This window comes from Echinicola soli (genome assembly GCF_006575665.1).
In the GTDB taxonomy this organism is placed as follows: domain Bacteria; phylum Bacteroidota; class Bacteroidia; order Cytophagales; family Cyclobacteriaceae; genus Echinicola; species Echinicola soli.
Genome location: NZ_CP041253.1, coordinates 1,423,100 through 1,438,231, shown reverse-complemented (window position 1 = coordinate 1,438,231; position 15,132 = coordinate 1,423,100). Strand labels below are relative to the sequence as shown.

The following is a 15,132-nucleotide window of genomic DNA, read 5'->3' as shown; positions in this document are numbered from 1 at the left end:
CGATAAAAGAAGGCAATTTTTTTTAACAACAATCCAAACTAGCGACATCCTGATCCAAAAACGCCATCATGGTTTCCTTCATTTTAAGCCAGTTTTCCTTGTCGATGCAATAGCAAACACTCGTGCCTTCCACGTTTCCCTTGATCAAGCCAAGTTGCTTGAGTTCCTTTAGGTGCTGGGAAATGGTAGGCTGCGCCAATCCGATCTCCAAGACCAGGTCACCACATACGCAGGCATTCATATTAAATAGGTGCTGCAAAATGGCGACCCTGGCTGGATGCCCGAATACCTTGGCATAAGCAGCGATGCCATTTTGCTCTGCTGAAAAGATATCTGTTTTAGCTAGTCCCATTTTTATTTATTGTTACATCGCAATATTACGATAAATAAATTCCAAATCCAAGGCTAGCGAATGATGTAATGATTATCCAATCTCCAAAAACTCCCTTACCATTTTTAGGGTTTCTTTTTCTTCCTCAAACATCCCCATGTGACCTGCGTTTGGGAGTTCGTGGTAATAATCCACATAAACCTGATGTTTTCTGCTGGAATCTATTTTGACAGCACCGTCAAGCACACCCGCAATCATCAACTTTTTTGCACTAAAACCACGGAGTATATCCATTCGGTCTTTTCGGTCCCGCATGGCCTTAGTAAAGGACACCAACCCCTCATAAGTGGTTTTGCGCGCCAGTTGAACCACTTCCTGAATGGTATCATCCATGGATGCACGGTGCGCTTCGGTAAACAGCGGAGGAACAAAGGAGTCCACAAATACCCTTACACCATGTTTCTTTACAAAGGTAAGTGTGCGGTTTCTGACACCGATTTTTTCCTCATCATCTGCAAAAGCGGTAGAATGAAAAAGCCCCAATCCTCCGAGCTCATCTCCCATCAACGCCGCCATGGCCAAGGCCACATAACCGCCAAGCGAATGTCCAATGACGACTGGTTTTTCCAACCCAAGATCCTTGATCCAGTCCCTTAACATATCGGCTGCTTGCTCCATGGAAATGGTTTCTTCAAACCAGCGGGATTCGCCAAAACCAGGCAGGTCAGGGCAGAGCACCCGGTATTCACCGGAAAAGGCCTCGATGAATTTCCCCCACATTTCCTTGGTCTCACAGAAACCATGTATAAAAATGACGGCCTTGCCGTGCCCTTGGTCGGTGTATTCAATCGTAGCAGTCATAAAATGAAGTTAATGATAAAGTATGGTTACCTACTTTATCAGCTTATCGTTAATTCCCAAAATTCCCTCGTCGCAGCGAGATAACCTGCCCGATGGATATTGAGGACAAAACGCCTGCCGTCCCGATACATCGGGAAGGGATCTTGCAAAACCATGTGTATACGATGACAGAGTCGGAGTATTTTACAATAGTACCAGCGGGATGATTTCGGGGTGATTACCTGTAGAAGTAACGCTTCCCCCACCCCACATCAGTGTTTGGCCGAAACAGGCGCTGCGAGTGTCCTTACTGCTGCGGCAATACCGTCAGGATCCATTCCGCATTCCCTGTGCAGTTCCAGCTGGGTACCGTGCTCGATAACCGCATCTGGAATCCCCAGTCGCTTGACTTGCGCTTGGTAATCATGATCCATCATCCATTCCAGGACAGCACTTCCAAAACCTCCCATGAGACAACCGTCTTCCAAGGTGATGACTTTCTTGAATTTTCCAAAAACTTCATGCAGCAGCTCATCATCCAGTGGTTTTACAAACCGCATGTCATAATGAGCGGGGTTCAATCCTTCTTTGGCGAGCATATCGCAGGAATCTACTGCATAATTTCCAATATGCCCCAAGGTCAAAATCGCCACATCATCCCCTTCCCGGACAATGCGCCCTTGCCCAGCGGCAATCTCACGCATAGGCTTCCTCCAGTCAGGCATGACTCCTTGGCCACGGGGATAACGAATGGAATACGGCCCATCATAAACAGATGCAGAGTACATCATGTTTCGGAGCTCCTCTTCGTTCATTGGCGCTGCCACCACCAAATTGGGGATACATCTGAAATAGGCCAGATCATAGGCACCATGGTGCGTGGGGCCATCAGCACCGGCAAATCCTGCCCTGTCCAGACAAAATACTACTGGCAAATTCTGCAAACAGACATCATGCACCACTTGGTCATAGGCACGCTGCATAAAGGTGCTGTAAATATTACAAAAAGGCTTCATGCCCTGCGTGGCCAGTCCCGCAGAAAAAGTCACGGCATGCTGCTCGGCGATACCTACATCAAAAGCCCTGTCCGGCATGGCTTTCATCATGATATTCATGGATGATCCGGAAGGCATGGCAGGCGTAATGCCCAGGATTTTATCATTTTCCTCCGCCAGCTCCACCAATGTATGCCCAAACACATCTTGGTATTTCGGGGGCTGCGGGGTATCGTATACTTTCTTAGCTATCTCACCGGTAATCTTATCAAATTTACCGGGTGCATGCCATTTTGTTTGGTCTTTTTCGGCCAGGTCATAGCCCTTGCCCTTCACTGTCAGGCAATGTAAAATCTTGGGGCCAGGAATTTTTTTGAGATCATTCATCACTTCCACCAGATGGTTGACATCATGGCCATCCACTGGGCCAAAATAGCGTAGGTTAAGCGATTCGAACAAATTACTCTGGTGCAAAAGGGCCGATTTTACGGCTCCCTCCACTTTGGAAATCACCTCTTGGGCACTGGATCCGAATTTGCTGAATTTACCCAAAATCCTCCAAAGGTCATCCTTGAACCTGTTATAAGTCTGGGAAGTGGTGATGTCTGTCAGGTAATCCCTGAGCGCTCCCACATTAGGGTCAATGGACATGCAATTGTCATTTAGGACAATGATCATATTGGTATCCGAAACACCCGCGTGGTTCATGGCCTCAAACGCCATTCCGCCCGTCATGGAGCCATCACCAATGACGGCCACGTGCTGCTTAAGTCCATCGCCTTTGTATTTAGACGCCATAGCCATTCCCAAGGCAGCAGAAATCGACGTACTGGAATGTCCTACTCCAAAAGCATCGTATTCGCTTTCCTTTCTTTTGGGAAACCCCGAAATCCCTTTGTAAAGCCTATTGGTATAGAATTTATCCCTTCTTCCGGTGAGGATTTTGTGGCCGTATGCTTGGTGGCCGACATCCCAGACAAGCTGGTCCGAAGGGGTGTTGAGCACATAGTGCAATGCCACAGTCAATTCCACTACGCCCAGGCTCGCTCCAAAATGGCCTCCATACACAGAGACACTGTCAATGATATATTGACGTAACTCTTCACAAATCTGAACGAGCTGGTCTTTTCTAAACTGCTTCAGGTCAGCAGGAGAGTTGATTTGGGCAAGTAATTTTCCTGGTTCTATTAGCATTGCGGTTTATATCCCTTCTTAACAAGTAACTGTGACGGTAAATGATTGTTTTAATATAGCCAAAATTCAGCCAAATTTTTTATCTGCAAGTTTTCTTGCCGATTTTGAACCGTCGCATATAGAATTTTGTATTAATGTAATATCTTTGATATTCAATCTGATCGCAAAATTAAGAGAAATTTAATAGTATCCAGTGAGTTTCGAGATCAAATTACCGCTATTTGAGGGGCCTTTCGATTTGCTTCTGTTCTTTATCGAGCGGGATGAGCTGGATATTTACGATATTCCTATTTCCAAAATCACCCATGATTTCCTGGATTACCTCAAACACCTGGAACAAATGGAGATCGAAGTGGCCAGTGAATTTATCCTCGTTGCTGCCACGCTAATGAAGATCAAATCAAAACTACTGATCCCCAGGCCTGAACTGGATGAGAATGGTGAAGAGATCGACCCCAGAGAGGAGCTCATCAAGCACCTGCTGGAATACAAGAAGTATAAATCCGTCATCAGTGAGCTCACAGAGATGGAAGCTGCCCGCATGACCAGGGAGAAAAGGGGCAATATCGCCTCAGAACTTAAAGAACTCAGTAAGGCCGATGATGTGGAAAGCGAAATCCAGGACTTGGATCTGTACAAAATTCTCAAGGTCTTTCAGCGCGTCATGGCCCGATATGCAGCCAGGACTGATGAAACCAAACACACAGTGGTGCAATACCCCTACACTATTGACCAACAAAAAAATTTCGTCCTGGACAAGATCAGTTTTAAAAAGCGAATGCCTTTCACGGAGTTTATTGAGTATAAGCCTGACAAGATCTTTGTGATCTATACATTTTTGGCCATTTTGGAACTCCTTCAACTTTCGTTGGTGACCATCAAGCTGGGAGAAGGCTTCAATAATTTTTGGGTAGAGAAATTAGAGGAAATCCCAGCAGTATAAATTTTATGAAGTTAGACAATAAAGAGATCTTCAAGACACTTAACCCTAACAAGGTATGGATACCTGTGCTCTTAGGGATAGGGATTGTCTTTGTGATGTTCTACTCTGACCCCTCCATCACACGCGAAAACCTCCGCAGTGTTTTCGATGCTTCCTGGCCACCTATTTTGCTGGCTGTTTTGGTGATCTTTATGCGCGATGCAGGATATGTCTTTCGGATAAGGGAGATCACTGACAAGCGGCTTACATGGACGAGGGCCATTTATGTGATCATTCTCTGGGAATTCGCCTCAGCCGTGACGCCTTCCATCGTAGGGGGGACAGCCGTAGCGGTATTTATTCTCCACAAGGAGGGCATCAAGCTGGGAAAAGCAATCGCCTTTGTGATGGTGACCGCTATTCTGGACAATCTGTTTTTTGTGATTGGAGCTCCCATCGTGTTGTATTTTGCACAAGGAAGCATCTTTCCCGAAAGCCATGTACTGGAGCTTAGGCTAGGCAAGAGTTTAACCTATATCTTTTGGGTGAGCTACTCCCTCTATGCGCTGTATTCCCTGATTATGGCCGCAGCATTATTTTACCGCCCGAGGGTCTTTAAGTGGGTGCTGCTGAAGCTTTTCAGTATTCGCTGGATCCGCAAGTGGAAACACCATGCCAGTGAATACGGCAATCAGATCATCGAATCGAGTAAGGAGCTACAAGGCAAAAAGGCAAAGTATTGGATTACCATTGCCGTAGCCACTGTTTTTATCTGGTCATCCCGTTACCTGATGCTCAATGCCCTGATGACAGCTTATGTGGATCTGAGCTTTACAGAACATATTCTGGTCTTTGCCAGACAGATCATCATGTGGGTCGTGATGATGATTTCCCCTACTCCTGGCAGCAGCGGCACAGCAGAGTTTTTCTTTGCCCAGTTTTTCTATGAGTTCCTGTCAAACTACACCTTCGTGACCAGTATCCTGTGGAGGATGTTTTCCTACTATCCTTACCTGCTATTAGGTGCTATTTTCCTGCCAAGGTGGATCCGTCAGGTGTTTTTTAAGAAAAAAGAAAAAGAGTAGGGAGTAGCAAGTAGCTGGATGTAAGTATCAAGGCGAAACCAAGAAAATACTTTAGATGTGAGATATTAGATTTTAGACAAACCGCAGAGACACGGAGAGCGCAGCGATTTAAGTGGGATCATGCACGTGTCCATGCGCTGTAAACTTTAGATACTGAACATAAGAGACTGTGTAGTAAGCCAATTTCAGCAATGTAGGCTTGGAGAATGGCTTTGGCCGCAAAGATGTCAATAGAGCATACAGGCTGCCGCCAAAACCAAAGAGCGTTCGCACTTGTTCCGTCCCGCATTCATCGGAATTTCACGGGACGGTTCACATTGAGCCCGTCTCCAGGCAGACCTGTCTGTAGCAAGTAGCTATATTGATTTCTTATCCAGATTTGATCAAATTATATTTTTCAACCTCTTTTTATTTAAATTGCTTTTTAACCTTTGAATAAAGATGGATACGGTAAGCTGGGAAATGCTTACGATAAAAAAGAAACTACATGAGGAAGATCGAAATCAAATTATCGCCTGAGTTCAGAACTCAGACGATAAAATCAATTGTTGCAATTGGGCTTTTTGCCTTCACCTATTTTCTGTTACTGACTTTAACTATTGGCTTAACCGTGCTATGTGTTTATTTGGGACTCTCCCTTGTGGCCAATTATGCGAACCTTGTCACGTTTCTGTTAGGGACAGGCTTGGCCAGTCTAGGTTTTTTGGTGCTTATTTTCTTACTGAAATTCATGTTTACATCCCATAAAGTTGACCGCTCTCATCTGATAGAGGTGAAAGAAAAAGATGAACCGATGCTTTTTGAAATGATCGGTGAAATCGTAAGAGAAGTGGAGACATCCTTTCCAAAAAAAGTCTACCTGTCTGCTGACGTAAATGCGGCGGTTTTCTATGATTCGAACTTTTGGAGTATGTTTTTACCCATCAAGAAAAACCTGCAAATTGGAATGGGGCTGGTAAACACGGTAACGAAAAATGAGCTTAAAGCGATATTAGCTCATGAATTCGGTCACTTTTCGCAGCATACCATGAAGGTCGGAAGCTATGTTCACCATGTTAACCAAGTAATTTATAATCTGTTGTATGAAAATGATTCGTACGAGAAAATTGTCCACAAATGGGCGAGCATAACCGGTTACTTTACCATTTTTGTAGGTATAACACTGAAATTGGTAAACGCAATCCAGTGGGTCTTGAGAAAGCTTTATGAGCTGGTGAACAAACAGTATATGGCATTATCCAGAGAGATGGAGTTTCATGCTGATGAGATCGCCGCCAATGTGGTCGGGGCGGAGCCATTAAAGTCTTCACTACTGCGGGCTTCAGTGGCAGAGCATTCGCTTGATAGTGTATTGAATTTTTATGAAGGTAGGGTCAAGAAAAACCATAAGAGTGCCAACATTTATGAAAATCAATCCTTTGTACTCAGATTTTTGGCCACGTACAATGACATTCCTTTAGTGAATGAGTTGCCAGAAGTCGCTTTGAATGAATTGAACAAGTTCAATAAATCGAAGTTGGTCATCAAAGACCAATGGGCTTCTCACCCGAGCACAGAAGAGAGAATTGCAAAATTAGATCAATACAAGGTCACCCAAAGGTCAAATGATCCGGCCAAAGGCAATAGTATTTTTAAGGATGCTGAAAGTATTGAGAAACTGATGACAGAACACACATTTAAGGATGTCGTTTACGAGGGAGCGGTGGAAGTTATTACAGAAAATGATTTCAGTGAAGCATTTCGTGAAGAGCTTTTAAGCAACTCCTTCTCTAAAATTTATAATGGCTATTACGACCACAAGAATCCTCTTCCATTTGAAATGAATTCCGTACTAAACAGTTCCGTCCGGAAAGCTCATCTAAATGAATTGTTTAATCTGGACAAAGTGGACATGGTATATTCGGCCATTTACCTGCAGAATGATATTGAAACACTCAAACAGATCGCAGAAAAAACGGTCAAGGTGAAGACATTTGACTATGATGGGAAAAAATACACGAGAAGGGAAAGCAGGAAATTGATCAAACGACTTGAGCAGGAACTAGAGGAAATAAATGCGGGAATCAAAATAAACGACGAACAGGTTTACTGGTTTTTCCGGTATTTGGCCGAGGAATCAGGAGAAGCGGAACGTTTAGAAAAATGTTATCGGGATTTTTTTGAGTTTGACAAAGCATTTGACTCCAAATATGAATTATACTCACAATTAATGGCTAAACTGGACTTCGTCAGTGTAACTACACCCTTTGACCAGATCCATTCCAATTTTGAAAGGATCAAACCATTGGAAGAGCATCTTAAAAATGAACTGCAGGGTTTTCTGGAAGATCCTGCTTTTCGGCAGGAAGTAACCATAGAGATGCAAGAGGCCTTTGAGAAATACCTCAGTAAGCCATGGAAATATTTTGGGAATGAAACTTACTTCGATGCAAACCTTGAGGTACTATTTACCGCTATGAACTTTTATGCTGTTCTTCTCTCAAGAAGTTACTTTGTGATGAAGAGAAACCTATTGGAATATCAAGCAGATTTGATAAAGAAGGTCTCTGAAAGTGAAACCGGACAATAACCCAACTAATACAACTATCGGGCTCCCTAAACCCATATTTCCCCCAACAAACCAAAACACCAAGGCCAGCGCGAACATATTCACTTCCGGTGACCTTGGCGCCTTGGCTGTTCGGTAGGGAAAACTCCGTTTATTTTACGTGCTCTAGCTGGCTGAAGAAGAAACTTCCTTCGATTTGAGCATTTTCGTCTGAATCAGATCCGTGTACTGCATTCGCTTCGATGGACTTGGCAAACAGTTTACGGATGGTGCCTTCAGCTGCTTCAGCAGGATTAGTAGCTCCGATCAGCGTTCGGAAGTCCGCCACGGCATTGTCTTTTTCGAGAATGGCAGCGATGATCGGACCTGAAGACATATAATTGCACAGGTCATTGTAAAAGGGACGCTCTTTGTGCACAGCATAAAATTTACCTGCCAGTTCAGCAGACAGCTGCGTAGCCTTGATCGCTACAATTTTAAATCCGGCCTCTTCGATCATTTTTAGGATAGCACCTGAGTTGCCTTCAGCAAATGCATCTGGCTTGATCATGGTGAAAGTTCTGTTACTTGCCATTTTGTTTAGTTTTGAAAATGAAGGTTTATATTTGGCTGCAAAATTAGCGTTTTTACTGGAAACTCAGAGTATTTACAATTATTTGTAAGTTATCTTATTCAGTATAAGGCGATTATATAAATTTGGGAATTTTAAAAAATTATATAGACCTTTGCGTCTTGTGTACTGTAAAAAGTGCTACTAAAATATTGTAGATGCTAGATTTAGAGTCATTTAAAAAACTACTGTCTTCACCAAAGAAAATCGTCATCACCACACACCACAAGCCCGATGCCGATGCTTTGGGATCTTCCTTGGGAATGTCAAATTACCTGAAGAAGAAGGGACATGACGTAACGGTGATCACCCCATCAGATTATCCTTCATTCCTATACTGGATGAAAGGCAATGATGATGTGGTGAACTTTGAGAAAGAAGACTGCCAGAAAGAAGCCATTGAGCTGATCAATGCTGCCGATATCATTATATGCCTGGACTTTTCCTGCCTCAGCAGGATAAACGAACTTGGCGCGCTTGTCAAAAAAGCCAATGCCACCAAGGTAAACATCGACCACCACCAAGATCCTGAGGATTTTGCCGACTTCCAGTACTGGAGCACAGATGCTGCGGCTACCTGTGAGCTGATATACGACCTGATCGTGAAGATGGACGAAAAAGACCTGATCGATAGTGACATAGCAGATTGCCTCTATTCCGGCATCATGACGGATACAGGAGGCTTCAAACACCCAAACACCACAAAGCATGTCCACATGGTCACGGCGGAGCTGATCGGTTTGGGAGCGGACAATTCCAAAATCTCCCGACTGATATACGACACCAATTCGGTCAACCGGCTAAAATTTATCGGGTTTGCGCTAACCAGGCGACTGGTCATCCATACCGATCTGCACACGGCCTATTTTTGGATCAGTAAGCGAGACCTGAAAAAATATGATTCACAGACTGGAGACACAGAAGGGCTCGTGAATTATGCTCTTTCCTTGGACGGCATCAAAATCGCTGCTATGTTTACCGAGCGAAAAGACGGGGTGAAAATATCCTTCCGCTCGATCGAAAACGTGGCGGTGAATAAATTTGCCGCCAAATATTTTGACGGTGGAGGGCATAGAAATGCCGCCGGTGGCAAGTCCATGGATTCCTTAAAAGATACGATCGAAAGATTCGAAAAATTAATTAAAGAAAATCAAGAACGATTATTAAATCAACTAGAATTAGTCAATGAAACCGGCAAGGTTTAATCAGTCATTTTAAAAATGATTAATGTAAATCTTAAAAGGTTCCATGTGGCCATTGAAAACAATAAAACATCACATGAAAAACATTAAAAGTTTGATGTTGTCAGCCGGTATGGTGGCAACATGCCTGGGAGTCATTTCTTGTCAAAAGACCAAAACTACCGAGGACGGCACGGAATACACGTACATCGAAGAAGGTAGCGAAAAGCCGGAGAACGGCCAGTTTGTCATCTATGAATTTACTGCCAAAAACAGCAAGGACTCCACCTTTATCTCCAGCATCGAGAATGGCGCTCCTGCGTACATGATGCACAATGACTCCGTCAAACGCTACGATACCACCAAGGTAAGACCGGGTATTGACGAGATTTTATCCGGGCTTCGCAAAGGAGACAGCATCCAGTTCAGCGCTGCTGCCAAGGACATCTTTGGCGAGATGAACACTCCTCCATTCCTGACTGCCGAGGAGAAAGTGACCCTTAACATTGGTGTTACGGATATCTTGGATGAATCAGAAATGCAAGACTTCATGACAAAGGTGCAGGAAAAGCAGCAGGCCAAAATGGAAAAAGAAGCTGAAGTACAGCTAGCAGAAGACATGAAGAAAATCCAGGATTATATGGCAGAGAATAACATCAACGCCACCAAAACGGAATCCGGATTATTTTACATTATCGAAGAAGAAGGTGATGGTGAAGTCGTGGAAGAAGGCAATACCGCAGTGGTAAACTACACCGGTTATGTACTGGATGGCGGAACTATCTTTGACACCAGCCTGGAAGAAGTAGCCAAGGAAAATGATATTTTCAATGAAGGCAGGTCTTACGAGCCATTCGAAGTGATGGTGGGCAAAGGCCGTGTGATCCCAGGATGGGACGAAGGACTTCAACTGCTAAAAGGCGGAAGCAAAGCCAAGTTCCTGATCCCTTCTACCCTGGCTTACGGGCCTAGACAAGCGGGTGAGGTAATCAAGCCAAACTCTATCTTGGTATTTGACGTAGAAGTAGTGGACGTGCAGAAATAATAGCATGAAATTACTACATCATATTTTACTGACAGCCCTCCTTGCAGGGCTGTTTGTTTCCTGTATCAAGGATCAGGAGACCCAACTGGAAATCTATCAAAAGGATCTCAAGAAGATCGAAGATTATCTGGCCACCACAGATTACCAATACATCAAAAAAGAACAGGATGCCAGCACAGGAATCGTCATGCTATGGGACTCATTGTCATATTCCGGAGTAAAGGCAAATGGTGCGGACACCTTGAAGGTAAATTATGTGGGTAGATTGCTTGATGAAACGGTATTCGACACCAATATTGAGGCAGTGGCAAGGGAAAATGGCATGTATAACTCCGATAGAAATTATGCTCCATTGGAAGTATATAATCAGAAATATTTACCAGGGTTTTTGATTGCCCTTTCCAAGATGGAAAAAGGAGACCGTGCCAGGGTTCTCATTCCTTCTTTATACGCTTATGGAAACAGGGAATACCAAGGAAGGATACCTGCCAATGCTGTGCTGATCTTTGATCTTGACCTGAGGGACGTCATCAAAAATGAAGAAGAAACAACGACCGAAGAATGATATGAAAAAGTTAATGATAGGCCTGATGGCTGCGATAGTGGGGATAGCTGCCTTTTCATGTGAGCCGAACAATCCATATGATTTCGGCCCACAGTATGACTATGCGGGTAATTTGAAAACGGACAGCATCAAGATCGCCGCCTACTTGGATACGGCTCAGATCGACAGCCTTTACCGGATCCATGATCCCAGTGGCACCATCATTATCGTCCAAGAGGAAGGTGATGCTTCCAGGCCTAATTATGGTAATATCATTTATAGGAACTTTGTCGAAAAGGATATGGCTGGAACAGTATACAGGACGAATATTGAGTCGGTAGCTATCGATAATGACCTGTATGAAGAGGATGATACCTACGGACCTTCACCTTTTAAACTTCAGCAACTAAACCCTCTCAATCCAAACCCATCTGTAGATCCTATTCCAGGAATTCACTTTGGCTTTAAGCATTTAAGAAGTGGAGCAAAGGCTGTTTTGGTTATTCCTTCGCCTTTGGCATACAGAGATCAAGAAAAAGGGCAAATTCCTGAGAATACTATTTTGGTCTTTGATGTGGAATTTGTAGGGATGGATTAAACCCATTTCCAGAAAATATATAATCTCAAAAACACCCCGACAAAAGCTGGGGTGTTTTTTTTTAGCACACAAAACCGAGACAGAAATAAGGGATCAAGCAATATTTCTGAAGAATGGCTTTTTTATTAACGACATAGTTATTACATAGGGCACAATAGAGTGTAACTAACCGTTCGGGATTGTGCCCTGAGTGTAAGCCGCAGGATACAATCCCGAACGCAAATTATGAGGATTTGTAATCCTCCCAAGCCCGTCAAAGCTTATGGCATTGCCCTAGCTTAACCTCAGCAGCGAAATCGCTTTAAGATGAGCGACTGCATATTCCACTAGCTACGCCATTCTAACAATGCCTTTGTCCCCGATATCCACCAGCCTGTCCCGAAGGATTTCGGGAGGGCAGGCTATTCCGATCCCGATACATCGGGAAGGAATCTCTTATTTAAAATTGAGATCCCTCCTCAAGTCGGGATGACATCGAATTAGAAATTGTGATTTATACAACATTTATATTTTTAAAAGCGATTCCCCTGTTAACCTCGGTTCGATTAATGAAATTTGATAAAAACGGTTATAAAGTCCCCAAAAGTATGGGGCGAACCTGTCTGCACCAGGCAGGCCCTTTTTAGGGGGGCGTGCGTTGGAAAAGGGCGTGGCAATCACCGCAGAGACTGCCGCGGCTCCTTCCCCAAAATCCTATCTAGTGCCTCGCAGTGACGGTATTTATCGAACTCAGGCTATTATTATTCATCCAAAATCTTCCTTACCTGCATTTTCAATGTAGGCAGCACCTCCTCTCCAAACCAAGGGTTTTTGGCTTGCCAGATATTGTTTCGCGGAGACGGATGGGGCAGCGGCAAATATTCTGGCAGGTATTCATGGAAATTTTTCACCGTCTCGGTCAGTGTTTTCCGCGAGCGGCTTTCCAAATAATAAGCCTGCGCATAACTGCCCACCAAGATGCTCAGCTGCACTTCCTTCATCATTTCCATAAGCTGTCGATGCCAAAGCGGTGCGCATTCGGGCCGCGGGGGCAGATCGCCTGATTTTCCCCTTCCCGGATAGCAGAACCCCATGGGCACTAAGGCGATTTTGTCGGGATCATAAAAGGTAGCACTGTCCACATCCAGCCATTTGCGCAGGTTATCTCCGCTTTTGTCATTCCAGGGTATGCCTGATTCGTGGACGATTTTGCCCGGTGCCTGGCCGATGATAACGATCTTGCTTCGTGGGCTTCCTGTGACGATGGGATTGGCTCCCATTGGAAGTTTGTCAATGCACACTTGGCAAGCTTTTATTTCTTCTAATAATCGTTTCATGGAGCATTTCGAAATACCTACATCAAGGTACAAAGGCTACATCACTTTCTAAAATCCAGTGCTTGGCAAAGCAGCCGTTTCCGCTGTTCGGGGCTTAATATTCCGCCCCCAAATAAATTGGATTTGTACCAATGGCATCCCTCCATGCTATTAAGCCAAAAGAGAATTTAACGATGGATGGATATACACACGGATATACCTTTTGTTAAAAAAATCCGAATCTGTGTCCTTCCTCGAAGGAAAGACCAGCCAACTGTAAAACAGAAACAAAATGTTGCGCTTTTCCACACTTTTTGTTGTGTTACACCACTTTTTGTTGGCTATTGGTGGTTCGCAGAAATGGCATGGATCATGGAGTTTTATGGGTGTTCTTAATACTATTGGTTGAATAATAAAGAAGATAAAAAAACATGGAAAGAATTGTGTTAGTAATGGTGCTTTTTGCTTTACCCTTTGCCAGCCCTAAAGCTTCATCAATTACGTCAACATTAGCGAAGACCCCAAGTTTCTTTGTGACAGATCAGCGGGAGGAGATCTCTCCTGAGGATTTGCCTAAAAAGGTGGTTCAGGCGGTATTGGACAGTGAAGAAACCAATGGACGAGTGGTCTCCAAAGTTTTTAAAGTGACCGAGTCAGATGGAACCGTCCATTACGAAATCAAGTTCGGGACAGAAGAGGAGTCCCTCATCAAAAAATACGATGAAAAGGGAAAGGAAATTACAGATTAACCTAAGTCTATTTTGTCAAAAATAATAAAGTGCCCTCTTCCCAATACATCGGGATGGCAGCTCGATTTCCCATCTCGCCACCGCGAGGGAATCTTGTCAACTAATCGTCACATAGAAGCAGGATTAGCATCAGGCAAAAATACTGATGCTTTCTTCCTTGAAGTAGGTTTCCACCTTTTGATTTTGGCTGGGGATGGATGAATTGCCCAAGAGGTTCCGGAATATCATCTCAAGGCTTTTTCCTGGTGTCCTATCGGCAGCACGGTAATTCTTCCCTTTGCCCTGCTGAATGATCCCGGGTATAGGCTGTCGTGCCTGAACAATTTTTTCCAGATATTTATAGAGGGTGTCAGCGAGCAACTGGGATGTTTTGATATCCACGGAAGTCTCATCATCATCAGGACCAAGCGCAGGATAGACCCTGGCAAGGATATTTCCAGTATCCACCCCTTGGCTGATGTGATGGATGGTGCCTCCCACTTGCCCATAATCTTTCTGATAGAGCGCCCAAAAAAGGGTGTCGTTCCCCCGGTATTCAGGTGCAATTCCGTAATGAATATTTATCGTGGCCAATTTTGGAATCTGGGTGATCTCATGGCCAAGTAAAGGTGCCCTGCAGGTAATTAACAGGTCTGGAGACAATCTCCTAATAAACTCGATGCCCTCTGGTGAATTTAGCAATTTCGCATCAAAAGTCACCTTATTTAAAATCGCACCACTTTCTTCTCCTGTCACGGCCATTTTCCGCTTCAACGCTCGATGGCGAAGCTTTGCCAACATCCGTTTTGCCAACACCTCAACACCTCTTTTTTTCTTTTTCTTAGAAAAACTGGGCTGCACCACCACGGCTCTTGGCTGAAATTGGAGGATCTTGTTTATGACGATCATCTCCCTGGGCTTGCATTCACTAATAACAACTATTTTCATACCTCATAGATTCATAAGTAGTAGTACATTTCCTTGGATAACGTGTTGCTTTATTTCCGCTATCCAGCAGAATGCTTTAGTAAAGATAAATCAATTACAACACATTAAAAATGTGTTTCAAATATATTATTTTACACTTTGTTTTAACCTGTATCATTATAAAAAGTTTCATTTTCAGGTATTTTTCGCTAAAAACAATCCAATACTGTCATTTTGGCACGAAATGAGAATTGGAACACTGCTTGATAATTAGCAAATGATTTAACAC

At 43.8% G+C, this 15,132-nt stretch carries 14 protein-coding genes; 8 read left to right on the top strand and 6 right to left on the bottom strand.

Annotated elements, in window-relative coordinates; genetic code table 11:
• Window positions 1–22 precede the first annotated feature (22 nt).
• The 3 genes from FKX85_RS06040 to dxs all read right to left on the bottom strand — a co-directional run bounded on the left by FKX85_RS06040 (window position 23) and on the right by dxs (window position 3,360).
• Window positions 23–352, bottom strand: coding sequence for an ArsR/SmtB family transcription factor (locus FKX85_RS06040; RefSeq protein WP_141613870.1), 330 nt, complete (start codon window positions 350–352; stop codon window positions 23–25).
• A gap of 72 nt (window positions 353–424) precedes the next feature.
• A complete protein-coding gene (locus tag FKX85_RS06035; RefSeq protein WP_141613869.1) occupies window positions 425–1,192 on the bottom strand; it encodes an alpha/beta fold hydrolase in 768 nt (255 codons plus the stop codon).
• A 251-nt stretch (window positions 1,193–1,443) separates the two neighbouring features.
• Window positions 1,444–3,360, bottom strand: coding sequence for a 1-deoxy-D-xylulose-5-phosphate synthase (gene dxs / locus FKX85_RS06030; RefSeq protein WP_141613868.1), 1,917 nt, complete (start codon window positions 3,358–3,360; stop codon window positions 1,444–1,446).
• A 193-nt stretch (window positions 3,361–3,553) separates the two neighbouring features.
• Between dxs and FKX85_RS06025 the strand changes: the two genes are divergently transcribed.
• The 3 genes from FKX85_RS06025 (at window position 3,554) to FKX85_RS06015 (ending at window position 7,936) form a co-directional block, all read left to right on the top strand.
• Window positions 3,554–4,303, top strand: a complete 750-nt coding sequence (locus FKX85_RS06025; RefSeq protein WP_141613867.1) for a segregation and condensation protein A — start codon at window positions 3,554–3,556, stop codon at window positions 4,301–4,303.
• A 5-nt stretch (window positions 4,304–4,308) separates the two neighbouring features.
• Complete coding sequence (locus tag FKX85_RS06020; protein ID WP_141613866.1) at window positions 4,309–5,367, top strand: lysylphosphatidylglycerol synthase transmembrane domain-containing protein; 1,059 nt, start codon at window positions 4,309–4,311, stop codon at window positions 5,365–5,367.
• Between the two features lie 487 nt (window positions 5,368–5,854).
• The gene (locus tag FKX85_RS06015; protein WP_141613865.1) at window positions 5,855–7,936 is read left to right on the top strand and encodes a M48 family metallopeptidase; all 2,082 of its coding nucleotides are present in this window, start codon (window positions 5,855–5,857) and stop codon (window positions 7,934–7,936) included.
• 130 nt (window positions 7,937–8,066) lie between these two features.
• On the opposite strand, the gene FKX85_RS06010 is transcribed toward FKX85_RS06015, so the two are convergent.
• Window positions 8,067–8,489, bottom strand: coding sequence for a nucleoside-diphosphate kinase (locus FKX85_RS06010; protein ID WP_141613864.1), 423 nt, complete (start codon window positions 8,487–8,489; stop codon window positions 8,067–8,069).
• A gap of 194 nt (window positions 8,490–8,683) precedes the next feature.
• On the opposite strand from FKX85_RS06010, the gene FKX85_RS06005 reads away from it, so the two are divergent.
• The 4 genes from FKX85_RS06005 (at window position 8,684) to FKX85_RS05990 (ending at window position 11,893) form a co-directional block, all read left to right on the top strand.
• Window positions 8,684–9,730 carry a DHH family phosphoesterase gene (locus tag FKX85_RS06005; protein WP_141613863.1) on the top strand — a complete coding sequence of 349 codons (1,047 nt, stop codon included), beginning with the start codon at window positions 8,684–8,686 and terminating at the stop codon, window positions 9,728–9,730.
• Between the two features lie 73 nt (window positions 9,731–9,803).
• Window positions 9,804–10,751 (top strand): FKBP-type peptidyl-prolyl cis-trans isomerase, encoded by a 948-nt coding sequence (locus FKX85_RS06000; RefSeq protein WP_141613862.1) that lies wholly within the window; start codon window positions 9,804–9,806, stop codon window positions 10,749–10,751.
• Window positions 10,752–10,755: 4 nt separating this feature from the next.
• Window positions 10,756–11,316 carry an FKBP-type peptidyl-prolyl cis-trans isomerase gene (locus FKX85_RS05995; protein ID WP_141613861.1) on the top strand — a complete coding sequence of 187 codons (561 nt, stop codon included), beginning with the start codon at window positions 10,756–10,758 and terminating at the stop codon, window positions 11,314–11,316.
• A gap of 1 nt (window position 11,317) precedes the next feature.
• Window positions 11,318–11,893, top strand: a complete 576-nt coding sequence (locus tag FKX85_RS05990) for an FKBP-type peptidyl-prolyl cis-trans isomerase (RefSeq protein ID WP_141613860.1) — start codon at window positions 11,318–11,320, stop codon at window positions 11,891–11,893.
• Window positions 11,894–12,633: 740 nt separating this feature from the next.
• On the opposite strand, the gene FKX85_RS05985 is transcribed toward FKX85_RS05990, so the two are convergent.
• Entirely contained in the window at window positions 12,634–13,209 is a 576-nt protein-coding gene (locus tag FKX85_RS05985) for a uracil-DNA glycosylase family protein (protein WP_141613859.1), read from the bottom strand.
• A 410-nt stretch (window positions 13,210–13,619) separates the two neighbouring features.
• Between FKX85_RS05985 and FKX85_RS05980 the strand changes: the two genes are divergently transcribed.
• Complete coding sequence (locus tag FKX85_RS05980; protein WP_141613858.1) at window positions 13,620–13,937, top strand: hypothetical protein; 318 nt, start codon at window positions 13,620–13,622, stop codon at window positions 13,935–13,937.
• 129 nt (window positions 13,938–14,066) lie between these two features.
• On the opposite strand, the gene FKX85_RS05975 is transcribed toward FKX85_RS05980, so the two are convergent.
• The gene (locus FKX85_RS05975) at window positions 14,067–14,864 is read right to left on the bottom strand and encodes a formyl transferase (protein ID WP_141613857.1); all 798 of its coding nucleotides are present in this window, start codon (window positions 14,862–14,864) and stop codon (window positions 14,067–14,069) included.
• Window positions 14,865–15,132: the final 268 nt, after the last annotated feature.